The following is a 22,079-nucleotide window of genomic DNA, read 5'->3' as shown; positions in this document are numbered from 1 at the left end:
TTGGCCGCACGCCGCAGCAACCCAAACGAAAGGAATCACCATGAAATCCGATAAGCAAACCGTGCCAGCGGCTACCACCGGCGAACGCCGCGCGCTGCTGAGCCTGTCACTGGCGATGCTGCTGTCGTCGCTTGGCACCAGCATCGCCAATGTGGCGCTCCCCACCCTGAGCGAGGTGTTCTCGGCCTCATTCCAGCAGGTGCAGTGGGTCGTGCTGTCCTACCTGCTGGCCATCACCACTTTGATCGTCAGCGCCGGCCGGCTGGGCGACCTGTTCGGCCGCCGCCCGCTGCTGCTGCTCGGGGTGGGGGTGTTCACCGTGGCCTCGCTGCTGGGCACCTACCCATCGCTGCCGGTGCTGATCGCCGCCCGCGCCGTACAAGGTCTGGGCGCGGCACTGATGATGGCCCTAAGCATGGCTTACGTCGCCGATATCGTGCCCAGGGAAAGAACCGGCAGCGCGATGGGCCTGCTGGGCACCGCCTCGGCCATCGGCACCGCGATGGGGCCATCGCTGGGCGGTTTACTGATCGGCACGCTTGGCTGGCAGGCGGTATTTGCGGCCAACGTTCCGCTTGGCATCGCCGCCTTCTTCCTGCTGCAACGTCACCTGCCGGCAACCACCACACCACGCCAGACGGCACGCGGCCGCTTTGACTATACCGGCACCGTGCTGCTGAGCCTGACCCTGGCCGCGTATGCGCTGGCGATGACGGCTGGCCGTGGCGACTGGGGGCTGCGCAATAACGCCTTGCTGGGCCTGGCGCTGGTGGCGGCTACGCTGTTCGTCATCAGCCAGCAGCGAGCCAGCGAGCCCCTGATCAAGCTGTCGCTGCTGGGCCGGCCGTTCCTGATGGCCGGCATGGCGATGAGCACGCTGGTGACGGCTGTGGTGATGGCCACCCTGGTGGTCGGCCCGTTCTATCTGACGCAGGCGCTGGGGCTTTCTGCTGCGCAGTTGGGCTTGGTGATGTCGGCCGGGCCACTGGTGGCCGCACTCGGCGGCGTGCCGGCCGGCCAGCTGGTCGACCGCTACGGCGCACGTCCGATGACGCTGCTGGGTCTGCTGCTGATGCTGGCAGGCAGCAGCGCTCTGGCATCGCTGCCCATCGCCGTGGGCGTCGCGGGCTATATGGCAGCGCTTGCGACCACTACCGCCGGTTACGCCTTGTTCCAGGCCGCCAACAATACGCAGGTCATGGTGGGTGTGACGGCCGAGACGCGCGGCCTCGTGTCCGGCCTGCTTAGCCTGTCGCGCAACCTGGGCCTGATTACCGGCACCGCCGCCATGGGCGCGGTGTTCGCGATGGCGAGCAAGGCCGCTACCTTGCCGGCTGGCAGCCCGCAGGCCGCCAGCAGCGGCATGCATACGACGTTTGTCGTGGCCGCGGCGCTGATCGTGCTGGCCCTGCTGCTGGGGCTTCGCCGTCGTGTTCCGCAGGTGCAAACCGCGTAGCAGCCCGACAGACAGCACTCGTTTATTTCGCCAGTTCGCTGGCCCATCCCTCCGAAAGGAATCGTAATGCAAGCCCGTCTTGATTTTTTCAAAGCCAATCCCAAAGCCATGAATGCATTGATTGGCCTTGAACAACAGATCGCCAGCGCAGGACTGGAGAAAAACCTGGTCGAACTGGTGCGCCTGCGCGCCTCACAACTCAACGGCTGCGCCTACTGCATTGACGTGCACACCACTGACGCCCGCAAGGCTGGGGAAAGCGACCGTCGCCTGTCGCTGCTACCGGTGTGGCGTGAAGCCGGGGTCTACAGCGACCGTGAGCGGGCGGCTTTGGCCTGGGCAGAGGCGCTCACCCTCGTGGCCGATAGTCATGTCCCAGACGAAGTCTGGGTGCAGGCCAGGCAACAGTTTGAGGAGGCTGAGCTGGTCAACTTGACGCTGCTGGTCACCACCATCAACGCCTGGAACCGCTTCGCCATCGCGTTTCGCAAACTTCCCGCCTGACCCGTGGTTAATGCCTGTTTCGGTTCAGACGGCACTGCCGTGGAGTAATGCTTGCTGAATCCGGGCAGGACCCGCAGAAAAAATGCCGCCCACTTTGCAAGTGAGCGGCATTGCCGTATCGGGCGCTGCGCGTTGCGCAGGGTATTTCCGGCCCGAATTGAACAACGAACGATCGGTTCTTTTAGAACGGGATGTCGTCGTCCATGTCGTCCATTTTCGGGGCCGGTTTCGGTTCCATGCGGCGGGGTGCCGCCGGGGCGGCGGCGGGTGCCGCGGCCGGGGTGTCGTAGCGCTGGGCGCCACCACCGTAGCTGTAGTCTTCGTCCGCGCCGCCCATGCCGCCGTCGCGCTTGCCGCCTTGCAGGCTGATTTCATTGACGCGCACGTCCGGGGATACGCGCTTCTGGCCTTCCTTGTCCTGCCATTCGCGCAGTGTCAGCTGGCCGTAGACGGTCACCTGCTGGCCCTTGCCGAGGTAGTTCTTCAGCGATTCGCCGCGCTTGCCCCACACCTGGCAGGTAAACCAGTTGGTGGTCTTGCGCTCGCCAAAGCCGATGTCGCTGGCCACGCGGAAGCTGAGCACGGCTTCGCCGCTCGGGGTGTAACGCAGTTCGGCGTCGGCGGCCAGGCGGCCATCAAAAGTAATGCTGTTCATTGGGGCTCCGTTTCATTTCGATTCTAAGGAGGTATTCGGCGCCGTCACGGGCCGGGGTGACGGCGGTGCGGCGGTTCAGTAGGTGGCCTGGATCAGCTGTTTGACCGCGGCTTCGTCCCAGTCTTGCTGGGAGACCTTCAGGTAGGCCACCCGTTCGTCGAGCACCACCACCACTTCGCTGACGCCGCGCTGGCTGGCCAGCTGCCGCGACAGCGCGTCGGCATCGCCCTGCCAGTGTTCGCCGATGTGGAACATCTGGCTCTTGACCGCCTTGGGCGGCGTCATGGTCAGCGACAGCAGCAGCCAGGCCAGCATCAGCACGCTGGTGAAGGCAAACACGCCCAGTGCGCCGTGGTGGCTGTACAGCCAGCCGCCGGCAACGGCGCCGGCAAACAGGCCGAAAGATTGGGAAGTATTATACACGCCGATCGCGGTTCCCTTGGCATCGGCCGGGGCGATTTTCGAGATCAGCGACGGCAGCGTGGCTTCCAGGATGTTGAAGGCGACGAAGTACAGCCCCAGCCACAGCACGATCATCCAGAAGCTGGATAGCGCCAGTGCCATGCCGATCTGCGCGGTGGTCATCAGCGCGATGGCGGCGACGAATACCTGTTTCAGCTTGGCTTTTTTCTCGCCATAGATGATGGCCGGCACCATCAGGAAGAAACCGGCCACGACGACGGGCAGGTACACCTGCCAGTGTTGCGACTTGTCGAGGCCGCCGGTGCTGGTCAGCGCGAACGGGATGGTGACGAACATCGCCATCTGCGCCGCGTGCAGCGCGAAGATGCCGAAGTTGAGTCGCTGCAATTCGCGGTTGCGCAGCACCGCCGGCAGTCGCGCGGTGTTGGTGCCGGTGTCGGAGTGGAAGCTGGAGTGCACCGGATCGGGGATGATGCGCCACACGCCCAGCAGCGCCAGCAGCGACAGCACGCCGGTGAGCACGAAGATGCCGTTCACGCCGATATATTTTGCCAGCAGCGGCCCCAGCACCAGGCTGACGGCAAAGGTGGTGCCGATGCTCATGCCGATGATGGCCATGGCACGGGTGCGCACTTCTTCGCGGGTGAGGTCGGCGAGCAGGGCGGTGATCACCGCCGAGATGGCGCCGGAACCCTGGATGATGCGGCCTACGGTCAGCAGCATGATGTTGTCGGCGCTGGCGGCGATGAAGCTGCCGGCGGCGAACAGCAGCAGGCCGCCGTAGATGATCTTCTTGCGGCCAACCTTGTCTGACAGCATGCCCAGCGGCAGCTGCAGCAGCGCCTGCACCAGGCCGTAGCTGCCCAGCGCGATGCCGATCAGGGTGTGGTTGTCTGCGCCGCGCAGGGTTTCGGCGTAGAGCGCAAAGACGGGAAGAATAAGGAACATGCCCAGCATGCGCAGGGCGTAGATTCCGGCCAGGCCAAGGCTGGCGCGTAACTCAAGTGCAGTCATCGGTACGGGTGTTGGTGGGCGTCGTCACAGTGGGCGGGCAGCGGCAGCGGGATTCCCGTGCAGGAAATCCATCGTGCTTATGGAGCGGCCGCGCGCAAGTCCGGTATAGTAGCAGGTTCCCCGACCGACGGTGAGACAGGCATGGATTCCATCCGCATTCGCGGCGCACGTACGCACAATCTGAAGAACATCAATCTTGACCTGCCACGCCACCAGCTGGTGGTGATTACCGGCTTGTCCGGCTCCGGCAAGAGCTCGCTGGCGTTCGACACGCTGTATGCCGAGGGGCAGCGCCGCTATGTGGAAAGCCTGTCGGCCTACGCGCGGCAGTTCCTGCAGCTGATGGAAAAGCCCGATGTCGACCTGATCGAGGGCCTGAGTCCGGCGATTTCCATCGAGCAGAAGGCCACCAGCCACAACCCGCGCTCCACGGTGGGTACCGTCACCGAAATCCATGATTACCTGCGCCTGTTGTACGCCCGCGTCGGCGATCCGCACTGCCCGGAGCACGATGTGGCACTGGCGTCGCAGACCGTCAGCCAGATGGTTGACCACGTGCTGGCACTGCCGGAAGAGACGCGGATCATGATCCTGGCGCCGGTCATCGTTGGCCGCAAGGGCGAGAACGTCGAGCTGTTCGAGGACCTGCGCGCGCAGGGCTTCGTGCGCGTGCGCGTCGACGGCGAGGTGTACGAGCTGGATGCGGTGCCCAAGCTGGACAAGAACAAGAAGCACTCGATCGAGGTGGTGATCGATCGCGTCAAGGTGCGCGCCGACATGCAGCAGCGTCTGGCGGAGAGCTTCGAGACCGCGTTGCGCCATGCCGAAGGCCGCGCCATTGCCGTGGAAATGGATAGCGGCAAGGAGCACTGGTTCTCGGCCAAGTTCGCCTGCCCGGTGTGCAGCTACAGCCTGCCGGAGCTGGAGCCGCGCCTGTTCTCGTTCAACAACCCGATGGGGGCCTGCCCCAAGTGTGACGGCCTCGGCGAAATCACCTATTTCGATCCGTCACGGGTGGTGGCGCATCCGGAGCTGACCCTGGCTGCCGGCGCCATCAAGGGCTGGGACAAGCGCAACCAGTTCTACTTCCAGATGCTGCTGGCGCTGGCCGAACACTACGGTTTCTCGCTGGATACCGCGTTCGAGGACCTGACGGACGAGGTGAAGAAGGTGGTGCTGCACGGTTCCGGGCACGAGGAAATCGAGTTCACCTACGTGTCCGAACGCGGCACCAAGTTCCAGCGCGCGCACGCCTTCGAAGGCATCATCCCCAACCTGGAGCGCCGCTATCGCGAGACCGACTCCAGCACCGTGCGCGAGGAACTGGCCAAGTACCAGAACAACCAGTGTTGCCCGAGCTGCGGCGGTTCGCGCCTGCGCAAGGAAGCGCGCCACATCTTCGTTGGCCGCAAGACGCTGCACCAGATCAACCAGATGGCGCTGAAGGATGCGGCCAACTTCTTTTCCGGACTGCAGTTCAGCGGCCAGAAGCAGGCGGTGGCCGAGAAGATCGTCAAGGAAATCAGCGACCGCGTGTCCTTCCTCAATAACGTCGGCCTCGACTACCTGTGCCTGGCGCGCTCGGCCGATACCCTGTCCGGCGGCGAGGCGCAGCGCATCCGTTTGGCCAGCCAGATCGGCTCCGGCCTCACCGGCGTGATGTACGTGCTGGACGAGCCGTCCATCGGCCTGCACCAGCGCGACAACGACCGTCTGCTGGCGACGCTGCGGCGGTTGCGCGATCTCGGCAACAGCGTGATCGTGGTCGAGCACGACGAGGACGCCATCCGTGCCGCCGACTACCTGGTGGACATGGGGCCGGGCGCCGGCGAGCACGGCGGCGAAGTGTTAATCGCCGGCACGCCGGCCGAGGTCGCCGCCAGCGAGAAATCGGTAACCGGCGCCTATCTGTCCGGCCGTCGCGGCATTGTGGTGCCGGCCAGCCGCCGCGAGGTCAATCCCGAACGCCTGCTGCAACTGAGCGGCGTCAGCGGCAACAACCTGAAGGACGTGACGCTGCAGCTGCCGCTGGGCATGCTGGTGTGCGTCACCGGCGTATCCGGTTCCGGCAAGTCGACGCTGATCAACGACACGTTGTACAAGATCGCCGCGCGCGATCTCAACGGCGCCAGCGAGCAGCCGTCGCCATACGGTGACATCAGTGGCCTCGAGCATCTGGACAAGGTCATCAATGTCGACCAGAGCCCGATCGGCCGTACGCCGCGCTCCAACCCGGCGACCTATACCGGGCTGTTCACGCCGATCCGCGAACTGTTCGCCGGTGTGCCGCTGTCGCGCGAGCGCGGCTACGGCCCGGGCCGCTTCAGCTTCAACGTCAAGGGCGGCCGCTGCGAGGCGTGCCAGGGCGACGGCGTGATCAAGGTGGAGATGCACTTCCTGCCGGACGTGTACGTGCCGTGCGACGTGTGCCACGGCAAGCGCTACAACCGCGAGACGCTGGAGGTGCAGTACAAGGGCAAGAACATTACCGAAGTGCTGGAGATGACGGTGGAGCAGGCGCTGGAGTTCTTCGGCGCGGTGCCGACGGTGGCGCGCAAGCTCAAGACGCTGATGGATGTCGGTCTCGGTTACATCCGCCTGGGGCAGAGTGCCACCACGCTGTCCGGCGGCGAGGCACAGCGTGTGAAGCTGGGGCTGGAATTGTCCAAGCGCGATACCGGCCGTACCTTGTATATTCTGGACGAGCCGACTACCGGCCTGCATTTTCACGACATCGAGCTATTGCTGACCGTGTTGTACCGCTTGCGCGAGAACGGTAATACTGTGGTGGTGATCGAGCATAATCTGGATGTAATCAAAACCGCGGACTGGCTGATCGACCTGGGGCCGGAAGGCGGCGCCGGTGGTGGCCAGATCATTGCCTGTGGCACGCCGGAGCAGGTGGCGGCCAACCCGGCCAGCCACACCGGGCACTATCTGGCGCCCTTGCTGAAAAAACCGTGACTGATCATAACGAAGTGATGAATTTATTAATTTGGGGTACGCATGCTAACGCTGGCCAAGATTGACCATCTGCACATCAAGGTAAATGACACTGCCAAGGCGCTGGACTGGTACCAGCGCGTGCTGGGCATGATGCCGGATGTGCGCTACAAGCATCTGCAGGAAGGGCCGCACGGCGTGTTGATGCTGACCAATCCCAGCGCTAGCGTGCGCCTGGCGCTGAGTCATGACGAGGCGGCAATCGTGCCGGCCGGGGCGGTGGCATTCGGCGTCAGCGGCCACGATTTTCTGGAGTGGCTGGACCGGCTGGCGGTGGAACGGGTGGTGAGCCGCGACGGGCAGACAATCGCCCGCGACTCGGTGCACGACCATGGCTTCTTCTGTTCGGTGTCGTTTGTCGACCCGTTCGGCAATCCTTACGAAATCGTCAGCTATGATCACACCTGGCTGGCGGGCAAGCTCAAGCTGAAGCGCATCTGAGCCGTCCGGCAGGTGCTCTCCTTGCCCGGGGTTGGCCGCAACGCTGCGGCCAACCCCGGGCAAACCGTTTATGGCGCGAAGCGCCCGTTTGCAAAACTGCTCATCAGCGACATTTTCAATCGACACTGCCGATCTTTGGGTAGGCTTGATTAGGAATGTTTGATAATCTTGCCGGATTGGCGCCCACATCAGAACAAGACCCGATCATGAAAATAAATATGCCCGTGACAGGCACAGAGCTGTTTCTCGACCCCCTGCGTCCGATCGTGACCAAAACCGATCTCAAGGGCGCCATCACCTATGCCAACCGCGCGTTCATCGAGATCAGTGGCTTCAGCGAAGACGAGCTGCTGGGCAAGAACCACAACATCGTGCGCCATCCTGACATGCCGCCGGAGGCCTTTGCCGACCTGTGGGAGACGGTGAAGCAGGGCAAACCGTGGGGTGGGCTGGTGAAGAACCGTGCCAAGAACGGCGATTTCTACTGGGTAGAGGCGCATGTCACGCCGATCACCGAAATGGGCAAGATCGTCGGCTTCGTCTCAGTACGCAGTACCCCCAACCGTGCCGAAGTCAGCGCTGCCGAAGCGCTGTACCAGAAGGTGCGCGACAAGCAGGCTACCCTGCCGTCCACGCTGAAGCGACTGTCTAAGCGCCGCGATAGCGGCAAGATCGGCTTCGTGCTGACCGGGCTGTTCAGCTCCGGACTGGTCGCCGCCGGCTGCGTGCCGGGCTGGAGCGACGGCACGCGGCTGCTGGTCAGCCTGTTGTCGCTGGGCGCCCTGGCGGGCGCTTCGGCGTGGTGGCGCTACTCCGAATGGCGCGTGATGCAGCGTCTGCACCAAGGCTTCCTCAATCTGGCGGAAGGCCAGCTGGAAGAGCCGCTGCAGACCCGCCTCGGCGGCCAGCTCGGCGCGATGATGGACAGCCTGGAAGGCCTGCGCCTGCACATGCGCGCGATGGTGGCGGATTCGCTCAGTGCCGGGGGCCGTACCTACGAGCAGTCGCACGCGCTCAGCCAGGAAATGGGCGGGCTGGTGGCGCGCGCCGAGGAGCAGGGCAAGGGCCTGCAGCAGATCAGCATCAGCATGGAGCAGATCAGCAGCTCGATCGGCCATGTCGCCTCGATGGCGCAGGACAGCGTGCAGGGTGCGCAGGAAACGCGCAATGCCGCGACCGAGGGCCAGCAGGTGATGCAGCGCGCGGCCGATGCCGCCACCCAGGCGGTGGTGGTGGTCAACCGCTCCAAGGAAGAACTGGCGGCGCTGGAGAAGTCGATGACCGAAATCGGCAACATGACCAACCTGATTCGCGGCATCGCCGAGCAGACCAATCTGCTGGCGCTGAACGCGGCGATCGAGGCGGCGCGCGCCGGCGAGACCGGCCGCGGCTTTGCCGTGGTGGCCGACGAGGTGCGCAAGCTGGCCGAGCGCACCGCAACGGCGACCGACGCCATCGGCGACGTGGTGCAGCAGATCGTGCAGATTACCGACAAGGTGACGCTGAATATGGACCAGTCGGTGGACGAGGTCGATCACGTCAGCGAGGAAATCCGCGCCTCAGCCTCGCAGCTGGACGTGTTGCTGGGGATTGCCGACCGCGCGCACGACTTTGCCGGCAAGCTGTCGAGCCAGGTGGCCAGCGACTCTTCCACCGTGCACCAGGTGGCGGCGTCGGTGGAACAGCTGGCGGTGCTGGGGGAACAGAACATCGACACCGCCAACAACGTGCTGCATAGCGCGCAGGCGCTGGAAGTGGCGGCCGGCGACCTGGAGCGGCTGACGCTGCACTACCGCAAGTGGCAGCAGCCGAGCTAGGTTTTTAGCTGTCCTTACGCTTTACCCAAATCGCCGTTTCCAGCTGGACGGCGATTTCTTCATTCTGGTTGCGTGTCGTCCACTGCAGCGTGACGATGCCGAACTGCGGTTGTTTGGCGGAGGCGCGCTGCGCCAGTACCTCGATCTCGGTTTGCAGTGTGTCGCCGGCACGGGTTGGCCGCGGCCAGCGCATATTGTCCACCTCCATGCCGACCAGGCCGCCCGCGACCCGGCTCAGTTCGCTGGCCACCACCAGGCGCATGGTCAGGCTGGCGACGTGCCAGCCGCTGGCGGCGAGGCCGTTGAATACGCTGTCCTCGGCCGCGACTTCGTCCAGATGGAAGAACTGCGGATCGAAGCTGCCGGCGAAGTCGCGGATCTCGTCCAGCGTCAGGGTGTGGCTGGCGGTGTGGAAGCGACGGCCGGGGGTGAGGTCTTCAAAGTGCAGCATGGTGTCAGATCCGTAGTGCGTTGATCAGGTCGTTTTCCAGGGCCAGCAGCAGCTTGTCGTCGTGGTCGGACGGCAGCGACAGCAGGAAGGAGTCTTCCACCCGGCCGCCCAGGGTCATGATCTTGGCGGCGTCGACGTTGACGTGATAGTCGGACAGCACCTTGGCGATCTTGGCCAGCAGGCCGGGGCGGTCGCCGCTGACGAGGGACAGCACGTAGTAGCGCTGCTTGTCGTCGGCGCGGATCAGCACCTGCGGCTGGATCGGGAAGTGCTTCATGTGGCGGCTGAGGCGGCCGGGCGGTGGCATGCGGATCGGCTCCTGCCGTGCAAGGTTGGCCGCCAGCTCGAACTCGATGAAGTTGATCAGGTCACGATAGTCGCCGTCGTGGTGCTCCGGCAGGAAAACGTGGAAGGTGTCCAGTGCGTAGCCGTGGCGGGTGGTGTGGATCTTGGCATCGGCGATGCTGTAGCTGGCGCCGCCGAGGAAGGCGCAGATGCGCACGAACAGGTCGGGCTGGTCGGCGGCGTAGACGATCAGCTCGATGCCTTCCTTGTCCTCCGACAGCCGCGCGCGCACGATAGGGGTCTTGGTGTCCACGCTGCGGTTCAGCACCCGCGCGTGCCAGGCGATCTCGCGCGCCTCGTGGCGCAGGAAGTAGATGCTGTCGACGTGCTGCCATAGCGCCTGCTCGACACCGTCCGGCACCGCGTTCAGGCGCAGGATGGCCTGCGCCGCCTTCTTGCGCTCGGCCAGCTCCAGGTCGAGATCGACCTCGCCGCCTTGCTGCAGCTTGCGGCGCGTGGCCTGGAACAGGTCTTCCAGCAGCTTGGCCTTCCACGCGTTCCACACCTTGGGGCTGGTGCCGCGGATGTCGGCGACGGTGAGGATGTACAGCGCCACCAGGTGGCGCAGGTCGCCAACGTTGGCCGCAAATTCCTGCACCACCTGCGGGTCGTAGATGTCCTGCTTCTGTGCCACGCTGGACATGGTCAGGTGCTGCGCCACCAGCCATTCCGCGAGGTCGGTGTCGGCGGCGGACATGCCGTGCGCCTCGCAGAACTGGCGGATGTCGGCCATGCCCAGCTGCGAGTGGTCGCCGCCGCGGCCCTTGGCGATGTCGTGGAACAGGCCAGCGATGTACAGCACTTCCGGACGCTCGAATTCGTCGATCAGGCGGCTGAGCAGCGGGTATTCGTGGTTGAACGCTGGCACCGCGAAGCGGCGCAGGTTGCGCACCACCATCAGGATGTGTTCGTCGACGGTGTAGACGTGGAACAGGTCGTGCTGCATCTGGCCGATGATCTTGCCGAAGGCCGGCAGGTACTTGCCCAGCACGCCGTACAAATTCATGCGCCGCAGGGTGCGGGTCAGGCCGACCGGCTCCTTGAAGAACTGCATGAACAGCGCGCGATTGTGCGGGTCGCGGCGGAAGCGCTCGTTGATCTGGCGTCGCGCGTGCCACAGCGCGCGCAGGGTGCGCGGCGCCATGCCGCGCAGGCCGTGGCGCTGGATATGCAGGAAGGCGCTGAGGATGGTGGACGGCTGCTTCTCGAAGATGTCCGGGTCGCGAATGCCGAGCATGCAGTTGACGCTGTAGAAGTGCTCGTCCAGGTCCTGGGTCAGCCGCGGCACGGTGCAGACGTAGCGTGCGCGCAGGTTGGGCAACAGGATGCCGTTGAGCTGGCTGACGTTTTTCGACGCCTTGTAGAAGGTCTGCATCAGCTGCTCGCTGGCGCGACGGGCGTTGTCGTCGCTGAGGCCGGACATGGTGGCGACGGTGTTCTGCAGGTCGAAGATCAGTCGGTCCTCGCGGCGCTTGGCGGCCAGGTGCAGGTCGATGCGGATGCGTTCCAGCTGGCGTTCGCTGTACTTGATCAGCCGCGCCTCGGACGCGGTGAGGATGTCGTTGCTGATCAGGCTGTCCCAGGTCTGGCCGACGCCGATGGCCTTGCTGATCCACAGGATGGTGTGCAGGTCGCGCAGGCCGCCCGGGCTTTCCTTGATGTTCGGCTCCAGATTGCTGCCGAGGCCGTAGTGCTTGCTGTGGCGCTGCTGCTGTTCCAGCAGCTTGCCTTCCAGGAAGGGTAGCGGATCGCGGTTGCGCTCGACCGCACTGTTGAGTTGCTGGAACAGGGTGATGTTGCCGGCCAGCATGCGGTTTTCCAGCAGCGTGGTGGCGACGGTGATGTCCTTGGCCGCTTCCTGCAGGCATTGGTCGATGGTGCGCACACTGTGGCCGACATCAAGGCCGATGTCCCACATCGCGCCGATGAAGTCCTCCACGAAGCTGCTAAGGCTGTCGCAGGTGGCCGAGGGCAGCAGCAGCAGCAGGTCGATGTCGGAGTGCGGGAACAGTTGGCCGCGGCCGTAGCCGCCCACCGCCACCAGCGCCGCGCGCTGCCCCAGGCCCAGCACGTCCCAGGCGGAACGGATCACGCCGTCGACCAGCGCGCTGTGCGCCTGCAGGTAGGCGCGGCCGTTGCGGTCGGCGGTATAGCGTGCGGCCAGGGTGGCACGGCCGTCCTGCAGGGTCTTGCGCCAGCGCTGGCAGAGCTGCTGGTGTGCGGTTGCCGTCATCGTCTTTCCAGTCGGAGTATGGCCCACCCCCCCGCGATCAGGAACAGCGTGGTGGGGATGGTGGCCGAAAGCAGCGGGTTCCAGTCGTACAGCAGGCCGAGGTGGCCGAACAGCCGGTTACAGAAGTGGAAGGCGATGCCGAGGCTGATGCCGGTGAACAGCTTGACACCGAGGTCGTTCTGGCGGCGCTGGGCCGGGGTGAACGCCAGCGCCACCAGCGCCATCGAAATACAGGCCAGCGGGTAGAACAGCTTGCTCCACAGTGCGATCTCGTAGCGCTGGGTCTTCTGGTGGTTATTCTGCAGGTGTTCGATATAGGTCAGCAGGTCCAGCGCCGACATCTGTTCCGGCACCACCAGCAGCACCGACAGGATGTCCGGCTGCAACACCGACTGCCACTGGCGACCGGGCTGGCGCGAGGTACTGACGTGATCGGCGTGCAGCGTGGACGAGCGCACGCCATCCAGTTGCCACTTGCCCGCGCCCTGATAGGTGGCGCGTTCGGCGAACTCGCTGCGGATCAGCCGGTACTCGTCGTCGTAGCTGTAGATGCGGATGCCGAGCAGGGTGTTGTCCGGCAGCATCTCGCGCACGTTGATCATGTTGTTGTCGTCCTTCACCCACAGTCCGGAGCGGAACTCCTGCGCGATGAGCGAGCGCGTCGACTGCAGCTTCAGCCGCTCCGCCATCTGCTCCGATTTCGGCGAGATGAACTCGCCCAGCGCCAGCGCCGACAGCGCCATGATCAGGCCGAAGATCAGCTTGAAGCGGGCGATCTGCCCCAGCGAGACGCCGAAGGTGCGGATGGCGGTGTACTCGGCGCTGCCGGACAGCTGCGACATCGCCACCAGCGCGCCGATCAGCACCGCCAGCGGCATCAGCTCGTAGGCGTGGCCCGGGATCTGCAGCGCGACATAGGCCAGCATGGTGCCGGTCTGGTAGCTGCCTTTGCCGAGGTCCGGCACTTCGCGAATGATGTCGAAAAAGCCGTACAGGCCCAGCAGACAGGCGAGGGTGAACAGGGTCGCGCCGAAAAAGCGCGCCATCATGTAGTTGCGTACGGTCTTCATTTACGGGGTCTTTCGCAGCCAGGTGCGCAGCGGCGAGCCGGCAGGACGATTGCGGTAGTGCAGCAGGGCCAGTGCCAGCAGCAGGATCAGCAGGTGCGCCGGCAGGATGGCCAGTGCGCTCGGCAGCTTGCCGCTGGCAATCCAGTTGCGCAGCAGCCAGAGCAGGTTCTGGTAGCCGAGGTAGGCGCCCAGCGCGAATACCAGATTGTAGGCGTGGCCGGAGCGCGGGTTGTAGTAGCTCAGCGGCAGCGCCAGCAGCGCCAGCAGCAGCGCGCACAGCGGCAGCGACAGACGCCAGGCCAGCTCGGCGCGGTCCTTCGGATCGTCGCTGCCGAACAGCTGCAAGGTTGGCCGCGTGCTGCTGTCCAGTTGCGGCACCGCAGTGCGGACATTGTCACTGATCATGATGCGGTAGCTGTCGAACTCCACTACCTCGAAGGCGCCGCTGCCGGGTTCGCCGACATAGCGGCGGCCGTTGAGCAGGGTCAGCGTACGGTTGCCGAATTCGTCCCGCCCCAGCTGGCCCTCCTTGGCGAACACCGACGACACTTCGCCATCGGCGATGTTCTGTACGAACACGTTGCGGGTGGCGCCGGTGGCCACGGAGTAGCTCTCGATGAAGTAGACGCGGTCGTTGCTGCGCGACTCCTTGAACACGCCAGGCGCCAGCGCGGTCATCTCCTCACGCTGTTTCAGCATCTCGGCGTACTCGCGGCTGCGCTGCTGTGCCCACGGCTCGACCACCAGCGTGCCGGCGGCCACCAGCAGGCTCAGCGGCAGCGCGTAGCGCATCACCGGGCCGACCCAGTCGGACAGTGACTTGCCGCTGGTCAGCCACACCGCCATTTCGTGCTCGCGCCACATGCGGGTGAACACCACCATCACGCTGACGAACACGGTCAGGATCATCAGTACTGGAAAGAAGCCCAGCGTCCAGAAACCGATCAGCGCCGCCACCGCCTCGTTGGCGATGCGCCCTTGTGCCGCGCGGCCGAGCAGGTTGATGGATTGGGTGGTCAGCAAAATCGCCAACAAAATGAAAAAAACGCCGATACTGGTATAAGTCAGTTCGCGCGTGAGGCTTTTCTTAAAAAGCATAAAAGCGGGCCTGTTTTTGACAATGCGTCAAAAGGGTAGTGATAATTAGAAATATTAGCCGAAGAGGCTTTGGGTCGAAAATCAAGGTGGGCCGCTTGACTCAAGCCAGGCCACAAGCCCGGCGGGATGCGCCTTGATGATCCCAACACACATTGGAGAGCTATCGATGGAGTTTAACATTAAAAGCGGAAGCCCGGAAAAACAGCGCGTCGCCTGCGTTGTGGTCGGTGTTTACGAAACCCGCAAGCTGTCCTTTGCCGCCGATCTGCTCGATCGCATTTCCAATGGCTTCCTGACCGATGTCCTCAAGCGTGGCGACATGGACGGCAAGCTGGGCTCCACCCTGGTGCTGCACTCGGTGCCGCACACGCTGTGCGACCGCGTGATGCTGGTCGGTCTCGGCAAGGAGCGCGACTTCCGCGCCAAGGAATACCGCGAGGCGATCCGCGCCTCGGTCAAGGCGCTGGCCTCGACCCAGGCCAACGAGATCGTCAGCTACCTGTCCGAACTGCACGTCAAGAAGCACGACGTGGAGTGGATGGTGGAGCAGGCGACCGTCGTCACCGTCGACGCCTTCTACCGCTTCGATCAGTTCAAGTCCAAGCAGGACGAAGCGCGCGAACCGCGCAAGTTCACCTTTGCCGTGCCACGCCGCAGCGACCTCGCCGACGGCGAGCGTGGCCTGCAACGCGGCCAGGCCATTGCCGCCGGCATGAAACTGACCAAGGACCTGGCCAACACGCCGGGCAATCACTGCACACCTGGCCATCTGGCACAGACGGCGCAAACGTTGGCCGCAGACTTCGACTGCGAGGTCGAGGTGCTCGGTCCGGACGAAATCGCCGCCCTGAACATGGACTCCTTCCTCGCCGTGGCGCGTGGCAGCGACGAGCCGGCACGCTTCATCGTGCTGAAGCACTTTGGCGCCCGCGACCGTGCCGAACGGCCGGTGGTGCTGATCGGCAAGGGTATTACCTTTGATTCCGGCGGCATTTCGCTGAAGCCGGGCGAAGGCATGGACGAAATGAAGTACGACATGGGCGGTGCCGCCGCGGTGCTGGGCACCTTCCGCGCCGCTGTGGAGATGAAGCTGCCGCTCAATATCGTGGTGTTGATTCCGACCTGCGAAAACATGCCGTCTGGCCGTGCGCTGAAGCCGGGTGACATCGTGCGCTCGATGTCCGGACAGACCATCGAGGTGCTCAACACCGACGCCGAAGGCCGCCTGATCCTGTGCGACGCGCTGACCTATGCCGAGCGCCTGAATCCGGCGACGGTGGTGGACGTGGCGACACTGACCGGCGCCTGCGTGGTGGCGCTGGGCAATATCGCCACCGGTCTGTTCAGCAACCAGGACGGTCTGGCCAAGGAGCTGATCGCTGCTGGTGAGGAAGTCGGCGACCGTGCCTGGCACATGCCGCTGTGGGAGGACTACCAGGAGCTGCTGAAGAGCCCGTTTGCCGACATGGCCAATATCGGCGGCCGTGCCGGTGGCAGCATCACCGCCGCCTGCTTCCTGTCGCGCTTTGCCAAGGCCTACGACTGGGCGCACCTGGACATCGCCGGCACCGCGTGGCGCGGTGGCAAGGACAAGGGTGCTACCGGTCGTCCGGTGCCGCTGTTGGTGCAGTTCCTGCAGGATCGTGCGGATATCGCCTTGGGCAATGTCGTGCGCCGTGGCCGTCCACGTCGCGAATTGTCCGAAGTGGTTGAAGATGACGCGGATTGATTTTTATACCGACGTTGCCGCCCTGTACCCGTTTGCGTGCCGGGCGGCGCGCACCGTTTACCGCAAGGGTGAGCGGATGCTGATCGTGCTGCCGGACGAGGCGGCGTTGCGCGGCTTCAGCGCGCAACTGTGGGCCTACGGCGACACCGAGTTCATCCCGCATTGCGCGGCGAACGATGCGCTGGCGGCGGAAACACCGGTGCTGCTGGCGACGGACTTTGCCGCCGAGGCCGAGGATCTGGTGCTGCTCAACCTGTCGCCGGACTTCCCCGACTCGCCGCAGCGCTTCCCGCGCATTCTGGAGGTGGTCGGCACTGACGACGCCTCCAAGGCCGTTGCCAGACAGCGCTATCGCCGTTATCTGGATAGCGGTTTCGAAATCCATCACCACAATATGAGTGATGCCCGCCATGACTGAGCCACAAGCCCCGGTGCCGGACTGGGATTCCCTGCCGGTGCTGACCGAAGTTGTCGAGACCCCGGTCGCGCCGACAGAAGCGTTGCCGCCGCAGGTCGAGGTGCCGGTACTGGTCGATTTTGACATTCCCGATTTTGATTTCAGCGCCGAAATGGCGCAGCTGGCCGACGCGCTGCCGGACACCGAACTGAGCTTTCCGCCCGAGCTGACGCTGGACGAGGTGCTGTCCGCCGGCGAGCAGTCGCCGGAGGCTGCTGCCGGTACGAATGGCGCGTTGGATGCCGAGGCGCTGATCGGACGCCTGCCGTCTCTGGATCTGGATGTGCCATTGCCGGACGACATGGACCTGGGTGAGGTGTTGCCCGGTTTTGCCATGCCAGAGGCGGTGGCTGATGCCGAGCCGGCAGCGGTGTCGACCGCAGTGGATGAGGCGGTGCCGGTGTCTCAGTGGCCGACAGACATGGCCGCTGCTGCACTGGCTGAAATAGCGCCTGAGGCAGTGCCGTCTCCGGCAGAAATGCCGCTTGAGACCGAAACGTTGGCCGCAGCGTCCTTGCCGGATGAGGACACGCTGCAGCCGGTGGCCGTGACGCCCGGCAACGACGGGGTGATTGCTGCCGACACGCCATGGCCGGGTCTGGCGGACATGGACAATGCGCCGCTGCTGGACACGGCGGAAGCCGAGCTGACTGCCGCGGCGGCGGCGGCGGGCTTGGCGGCGTGGCTGGATCAGGCCGCCCAGGTGGCATCGCCCGATGCTGCGTCGCAAGCGGACGAGCCGGTGGACACTGCGCCGTGGGAAGTCTCGCCACCGGTGGCGGAAGTGGCCGCTATCGAGGCGGACATGGAGGTCATGGCGGTAGAGTCGGTGCCGGAACTGGTGGTGGAATCCGAAACGCCGCCGGCTGCTCTCGTACTTGACGAGGTGTCTCCGGAACTCATGGCGGAGCCGGCCGAAGCGGACACTGCCGCGGTCGAAGTGCCACCGCCGGTGCCTGTCGAGGCGGCCGCCATCATGGCGCCGGACGGCACGGGCAGCGATGAGGTGATGGCCAGCCCCGTCGAGTTGCCGCTGCTCGCAGCGGAAGCCGATGCCGTGCCGCCAGCTGGGGATGTTGTCGCGGAGATGGCAGCTGCCACGGTTGAGCCACCGCTGCTGTCCGACGAGGCGACGGTACCGCTTGTCGCCGATGTCGTGGAGCCGGCAACGAGCGAGCTGGCGGCTGCGGACAAAGAGGCAGTGGCCGCCGATGAATTTGCCTTTGACCTTGCCTCAGCAGAGGGTGAGGCGCCGGCCGGCGTGGCGGCTGCGTACGTCGCAGCGCTGGATACCGCGCCGGTCGCGACTGAAAGCGACGCGGCGGCGCACGGTTACCCGCTGGGCCAGAGTATCTCGCTGGACAGCCTGCCGACCGGGGTGCTGGGAGGCGGGCTGGGTCTGGCGGCCAGTCTGGTCGCTGAGCTGGATGGTGCTAGCGCCAGCGACATGATCCCGGACCGCGAAGTGGAGCTGGCCTGGGCGCGCGATCTGGGGGCGGAGCCGCCTTTCGACCTGACGCCGCAGGATGCGATCCTGCCGGTGCATCAGGTGCTGACCGCGCCGTCTCCGGTGACGGAGGTGCTAGAAGAGGCAGGGTTGGCCGCGGCAGCGATGCTGCTGTCGGGAGTGAAGGAGGTAAGTCAGCCTCCTGCGGTGGCGCCGGAAGTGGTAGTCGGTGAGGTGCCGTCGTCTCTGGATTCGGAGGCCTTGATCGATGCCTTGTACGCGCGCGTGCTGCCGCGCATGAAGGTGGAGCTGACGCTGTGGATGCAGGACGCGCTGGAGATGCAGGCCAGGCAGCTGATGGCCGGCGTCATGCAGCACCTGAAGGAAGATTTTGACATGATGCTGGCCGAGGCGTTGCGCGAGTCGCTGCGCGAGGCCTTGCGCGAGGCGAAAGCCGGACAGGGAGAGCAGTAATGGGACACCGCTTGTCGCGGATTGTGACGCGTACCGGGGACGATGGTACGACCGGGCTGGGCGATGGCAGCCGTTTGTCGAAGAGTGCGCCGCGGGTAATGGCGCTGGGCGAGGTCGATGAGCTGAACTGCATCGTCGGCCTGCTGCGCTGTGAGGCGCTGCCGGCAGAAGTGGATGCCTTTCTTGCCGAGGTGCAGCACGATCTGTTCGATCTCGGCTCGGAGCTGGCGGTACCGGGCTACGAGGCGCTGCACGACACGCAACTGGCGATGCTGGAGCAGCAGGCCGAACAGTGGAACGCGCAGCTGCCGATGCTGAAGGAGTTCATCCTGCCGGGCGGCTGCCGTGCGGCGGCGGTCGCACATCAGGGGCGGGCGGTGTGCCGCCGCGCCGAGCGCGCGCTGGTACTGCTGGCCGAGGATGTGCGCGGCTTGCCGCGGCAGTATCTCAACCGGTTGTCGGACGTGCTGTTCATCCTGGCGCGCTACCTGAACCAGCAGGCGCAGGTGGCCGATGTGTTGTGGCAGCCGCGTCGCAAGGACTGAAACCGGCTGTTGCCAGCGGGCGGCCGTGACGGCCGCTTTTTTATTTGATGGAGTGGGAATGAAAGTACAGGCGCAACATCTGCGGGCATTGACGACCCTGTTTTCCGGTGCCTCGCCGGTGCGTAAGATTGCGGCGGGTGTGCTGTTGCTGGGTGCGCTGGCCGGTGCGATCTGGCCGGGTAGCACTTCGCGCGCTGATGCTGGAGAGATCGAGGGGGTGGTGGTCGGTGTGGCTGATGGCGATACCATCACCGTGCTCGACGACAGCCGGCAGCAGCACAAGGTGCGCTTCGCTTTTATCGACGCCCCCGAGAAGGCGCAGCCGTTCGGGACCAGGGCCAAGCAGGTACTGTCGGACAAGCTGTACCGTCAGCAGGTTCGGGTCGAGGTGCTGGAGCAGGACCGCTATGGCCGCAACGTTGGCCGCATCTGGCTGGGCGACGAGGATGTCAACCTCGGCCAGTTGCGTGCCGGTTATGCCTGGCACTACCAGCAGTACGCGCGCAAGGGGCAGTCGGCGCAGGAATTCAGCCGCTACGAACAGGCCGAGCAGGCCGCACGTCAGCAGCGGCTGGGTCTGTGGCGCGATACCGACCCGGTGCCGCCGTGGGATTTCCGGCGACAGCAGCGTGCGCAGTAGCGTTCAGTCGGCCGGCGGCTGCCACAGGTTGGCGGCCTCGTGCACGACCTCCGGGCAGCCGAGGCCGTTGCGGCTGTGTTCGCGCAGCAGGCTGTAGTCGCCGTGGCGGTGGTGGGCGCGTAGCGCCAGCCGCTCCAGGCAGTCCCGCGCATGCGGATCGGCGGCGTAAGGCTGTAGTTGTTGCAGCAGATCGAGGATGGCCTGGCCGAGTGCGACGCGCTGGCCGCTGCGCACGTCGTGGATGTCGGCGTCGAGGCCGAAGCGGGCGGCCTGGAAGCGGTTGAAGTTGTAGACGCAATACAGCGCGGCGCGACCGGGCTGCGGTGGTCGCTCGTTCAGCAGGTAACGCGCCAGCGTCTGCACCAGCGACGCCAGTGCCACGCTGTGCGGAATGTCCAGCGGGGTATCGAAAATGCGGACCTCGACGGTGCCGTACTCCGGTTTGGGGCGGATGTCCCAGTACAGGTCTTTCAGGCTGCCGATGATGCCGGCGCGCGCGAGTTCCGCCGCGTGACCCTGAAAGTCCTGCCAGCTGCGCACGAATTGCGGCAAATGGCCGCTGCTGGGAAACGCCCCGACCACATTGCTGCGCGCCGAGGCAAAGCCGCTGTCTTCGCCCTGGAGGTAGGGCGAAGAGGCGGACAGGGCCAGCAAGTGCGGGATGTAGTAGCTTAGCGCGTGGGTCAACCAGATGGCCGTGTCGCCATCGGGGCAGCCGACGTGCACGTGCTGGCCGAAAACGGTGAATTGGCGTGCCAGATAACCGTAGTGTTCGGCGAAGTGCCGGTAGCGCGGGAAGTCCGAAATCTGGCGTTCGCGCCAGTCCTGGAACAGGTGGGTGCCGCCGCCGCAGGGGCGGGCACCTTGCTCGCCGGCGGCGGTGCACAATTGTGCGCCCAGTTGCAGCATTTCGGCTTCCAGGGTGGCGCTGCCGTCGTGGATGCCGCTGTTGAGTTCCAGCATCGAGCAGGTCACTTCCTGTTTGAAGTGCCGGGCGGTTGTGGTTTGGTGTAGCGTATGTAATATTGCGTTGGCTCGCGGTGCGAGGTCGAGCGTTTGTTTGTCGACCAGCTGGATTTCCAGCTCCATGCCCAGTGTGGTGGCAGTGCTGGATTGGTACTCTGTGTTCAGCATGCGATTGTCCCTTATTTATTTTATTTCGTACAAAAACAAATGTCCTGTTCCAGTGAGCCGCCAGTGGCCGACAAAGTTCCCGTGATGGCGTTGGATGTCCTGCAGCGCTTTCGAGTCGTTTTCCGTTCCGCGCAGCAGCATTCCGCCAATATCGAGGCGCAACTGGGGGTATCCGGCGCGCAGGCCTGGGTGCTGGCCGAGTTGCACGAAGCAGGGCCGCTGCGCGCCGGTGAGTTGGCCGCACGCCTGGCGATCAAGCCCGCCACGCTCAGCAATATGCTGGGGCGGCTGGTGACGGCCGGTCTGGTGACGCGGATGCGCAGCGAGCAGGATCAGCGCGTGGTGCGGGTGGCGTTGAGCGAGCGGGGGGCGGAGCTGATCGGCAAGGTGGCGGTGGCGCCGCGCGGCTGGTTGCCGGAGGCGCTGGGGCGTCTCAGTGGTGGCCAGTTGCGGCAGCTGGCCGACGGGCTGGATGACTTGCTGGCGGTGATGGGCGTGGCGGATTGTCAGGCGGCGAACAAGCCGCTGCCGTTTACCGAATAGGCGCTGCCGCCCTGTGCCTTGAATGGTGCAGGGCGGCTGGCGTGCTGTAGCGGGCAGGCAAAACAAAAAACCCATTCATGCGTGCATGAATGGGTTTTGTCTGGTTGGCGGAGCGGACGGGACTCGAACCCGCGACCCCCGGCGTGACAGGCCGGTATTCTAACCAACTGAACTACCGCTCCAACCTTGGTGGGCGTTGACGGAGTCGAACCGCCGACATTCTGCTTGTAAGGCAGACGCTCTACCAACTGAGCTAAACGCCCGAAACTTGTTCGGTAAGACTAAATTGTGTGTTGGCGGAGCGGACGGGACTCGAACCCGCGACCCCCGGCGTGACAGGCCGGTATTCTAACCAACTGAACTACCGCTCCAACCTGGTGGGCGTTGACGGAGTCGAACCGCCGACATTCTGCTTGTAAGGCAGACGCTCTACCAACTGAGCTAAACGCCCGAAACTTGTTCGGTAAGACTAAACTGTATGTTGGCGGAGCGGACGGGACTCGAACCCGCGACCCCCGGCGTGACAGGCCGGTATTCTAACCAACTGAACTACCGCTCCAACCTTGGTGGGCGTTGACGGAGTCGAACCGCCGACATTCT

The 22,079-nt window shown here is 64.8% G+C and carries 18 protein-coding genes and 5 tRNA genes; 11 read left to right on the top strand and 12 right to left on the bottom strand.

Annotated features, from left to right (window positions below):
* The first annotated feature begins 40 nt into the window (after nucleotides 1–40).
* Entirely contained in the window at nucleotides 41–1,456 is a 1,416-nt protein-coding gene (locus PQU96_RS07945; RefSeq protein WP_272771756.1) for an MFS transporter, read from the top strand.
* Between the two features lie 66 nt (nucleotides 1,457–1,522).
* The gene (locus PQU96_RS07940; protein WP_272771755.1) at nucleotides 1,523–1,960 is read left to right on the top strand and encodes a carboxymuconolactone decarboxylase family protein; all 438 of its coding nucleotides are present in this window, start codon (nucleotides 1,523–1,525) and stop codon (nucleotides 1,958–1,960) included.
* Nucleotides 1,961–2,141: 181 nt separating this feature from the next.
* On the opposite strand, the gene PQU96_RS07935 is transcribed toward PQU96_RS07940, so the two are convergent.
* Together PQU96_RS07935 and PQU96_RS07930 are read right to left on the bottom strand one after the other, a co-directional pair.
* The gene (locus PQU96_RS07935) at nucleotides 2,142–2,615 is read right to left on the bottom strand and encodes a single-stranded DNA-binding protein (RefSeq protein ID WP_272771753.1); all 474 of its coding nucleotides are present in this window, start codon (nucleotides 2,613–2,615) and stop codon (nucleotides 2,142–2,144) included.
* A gap of 75 nt (nucleotides 2,616–2,690) precedes the next feature.
* A complete protein-coding gene (locus PQU96_RS07930; protein WP_272771752.1) occupies nucleotides 2,691–4,052 on the bottom strand; it encodes an MFS transporter in 1,362 nt (453 codons plus the stop codon).
* 141 nt (nucleotides 4,053–4,193) lie between these two features.
* On the opposite strand from PQU96_RS07930, the gene uvrA reads away from it, so the two are divergent.
* From uvrA to PQU96_RS07915, 3 genes are all read left to right on the top strand, one after another.
* Nucleotides 4,194–7,016 (top strand): excinuclease ABC subunit UvrA, encoded by a 2,823-nt coding sequence (gene uvrA / locus PQU96_RS07925; RefSeq protein ID WP_272771751.1) that lies wholly within the window; start codon nucleotides 4,194–4,196, stop codon nucleotides 7,014–7,016.
* 42 nt (nucleotides 7,017–7,058) lie between these two features.
* Nucleotides 7,059–7,496 (top strand): VOC family protein, encoded by a 438-nt coding sequence (locus PQU96_RS07920; protein ID WP_272771750.1) that lies wholly within the window; start codon nucleotides 7,059–7,061, stop codon nucleotides 7,494–7,496.
* 218 nt (nucleotides 7,497–7,714) lie between these two features.
* Nucleotides 7,715–9,313, top strand: coding sequence for a methyl-accepting chemotaxis protein (locus PQU96_RS07915; RefSeq protein WP_272771749.1), 1,599 nt, complete (start codon nucleotides 7,715–7,717; stop codon nucleotides 9,311–9,313).
* A 4-nt stretch (nucleotides 9,314–9,317) separates the two neighbouring features.
* Here PQU96_RS07915 and PQU96_RS07910 read toward each other — a convergent pair whose 3' ends face one another.
* The 4 genes from PQU96_RS07910 to lptF are packed head-to-tail and all read right to left on the bottom strand — an operon-like array spanning nucleotide 9,318 to nucleotide 14,510.
* Entirely contained in the window at nucleotides 9,318–9,764 is a 447-nt protein-coding gene (locus PQU96_RS07910) for a MaoC family dehydratase (protein ID WP_272771747.1), read from the bottom strand.
* 4 nt (nucleotides 9,765–9,768) lie between these two features.
* A complete protein-coding gene (locus PQU96_RS07905; RefSeq protein ID WP_272771745.1) occupies nucleotides 9,769–12,342 on the bottom strand; it encodes a [protein-PII] uridylyltransferase in 2,574 nt (857 codons plus the stop codon).
* Nucleotides 12,339–13,412 carry an LPS export ABC transporter permease LptG gene (lptG, locus tag PQU96_RS07900; RefSeq protein ID WP_272771744.1) on the bottom strand — a complete coding sequence of 358 codons (1,074 nt, stop codon included), beginning with the start codon at nucleotides 13,410–13,412 and terminating at the stop codon, nucleotides 12,339–12,341. Before lptG ends, PQU96_RS07905 begins: the two co-directional genes overlap by 4 nt.
* A complete protein-coding gene (gene lptF / locus PQU96_RS07895) occupies nucleotides 13,413–14,510 on the bottom strand; it encodes an LPS export ABC transporter permease LptF (RefSeq protein ID WP_272771743.1) in 1,098 nt (365 codons plus the stop codon).
* Nucleotides 14,511–14,676: 166 nt separating this feature from the next.
* Between lptF and PQU96_RS07890 the strand changes: the two genes are divergently transcribed.
* From PQU96_RS07890 to PQU96_RS07870, 5 genes are read left to right on the top strand one after another with little or no spacing between them, the layout of a single operon-like run.
* Nucleotides 14,677–16,239, top strand: coding sequence for a leucyl aminopeptidase (locus tag PQU96_RS07890; RefSeq protein WP_272771742.1), 1,563 nt, complete (start codon nucleotides 14,677–14,679; stop codon nucleotides 16,237–16,239).
* The gene (locus PQU96_RS07885) at nucleotides 16,226–16,657 is read left to right on the top strand and encodes a DNA polymerase III subunit chi (protein ID WP_272771741.1); all 432 of its coding nucleotides are present in this window, start codon (nucleotides 16,226–16,228) and stop codon (nucleotides 16,655–16,657) included. The genes PQU96_RS07890 and PQU96_RS07885 overlap by 14 nt, the downstream gene beginning before the upstream one ends.
* On the top strand, nucleotides 16,650–18,617 hold the full coding sequence (locus tag PQU96_RS07880; RefSeq protein WP_272771740.1) for a hypothetical protein: 1,968 nt from the start codon (nucleotides 16,650–16,652) through the stop codon (nucleotides 18,615–18,617). The genes PQU96_RS07885 and PQU96_RS07880 overlap by 8 nt, the downstream gene beginning before the upstream one ends.
* The gene (locus tag PQU96_RS07875; protein WP_272771739.1) at nucleotides 18,617–19,162 is read left to right on the top strand and encodes a cob(I)yrinic acid a,c-diamide adenosyltransferase; all 546 of its coding nucleotides are present in this window, start codon (nucleotides 18,617–18,619) and stop codon (nucleotides 19,160–19,162) included. Before PQU96_RS07880 ends, PQU96_RS07875 begins: the two co-directional genes overlap by 1 nt.
* A 58-nt stretch (nucleotides 19,163–19,220) precedes the next feature.
* Nucleotides 19,221–19,802 (top strand): thermonuclease family protein, encoded by a 582-nt coding sequence (locus tag PQU96_RS07870; protein WP_272771738.1) that lies wholly within the window; start codon nucleotides 19,221–19,223, stop codon nucleotides 19,800–19,802.
* A gap of 3 nt (nucleotides 19,803–19,805) precedes the next feature.
* Here the strand turns inward: PQU96_RS07870 and PQU96_RS07865 are convergent, their stop codons facing one another.
* Entirely contained in the window at nucleotides 19,806–20,936 is a 1,131-nt protein-coding gene (locus tag PQU96_RS07865; protein WP_272771737.1) for a YbdK family carboxylate-amine ligase, read from the bottom strand.
* A gap of 84 nt (nucleotides 20,937–21,020) precedes the next feature.
* Between PQU96_RS07865 and PQU96_RS07860 the strand changes: the two genes are divergently transcribed.
* Nucleotides 21,021–21,479, top strand: a complete 459-nt coding sequence (locus PQU96_RS07860; protein ID WP_272771736.1) for a MarR family winged helix-turn-helix transcriptional regulator — start codon at nucleotides 21,021–21,023, stop codon at nucleotides 21,477–21,479.
* Between the two features lie 105 nt (nucleotides 21,480–21,584).
* Here the strand turns inward: PQU96_RS07860 and PQU96_RS07855 are convergent.
* The 5 genes from PQU96_RS07855 to PQU96_RS07835 form a co-directional block, all read right to left on the bottom strand.
* Nucleotides 21,585–21,661: transfer RNA gene (locus PQU96_RS07855), tRNA-Asp, on the bottom strand.
* Between the two features lie 5 nt (nucleotides 21,662–21,666).
* A tRNA-Val gene (locus tag PQU96_RS07850) sits at nucleotides 21,667–21,742 on the bottom strand.
* A gap of 31 nt (nucleotides 21,743–21,773) precedes the next feature.
* A tRNA-Asp gene (locus PQU96_RS07845) sits at nucleotides 21,774–21,850 on the bottom strand.
* Nucleotides 21,851–21,854: 4 nt separating this feature from the next.
* Nucleotides 21,855–21,930 (bottom strand) — tRNA-Val (locus tag PQU96_RS07840).
* 31 nt (nucleotides 21,931–21,961) lie between these two features.
* Nucleotides 21,962–22,038 (bottom strand) — tRNA-Asp (locus PQU96_RS07835).
* Between the last annotated feature and the right edge of the window lie 41 nt (nucleotides 22,039–22,079).

It is taken from the genome of Vogesella margarita (assembly GCF_028548475.1).
GTDB lineage: Bacteria > Pseudomonadota > Gammaproteobacteria > Burkholderiales > Chromobacteriaceae > Vogesella > Vogesella margarita.
This window is presented reverse-complemented; position numbering and strand designations above follow the sequence as displayed.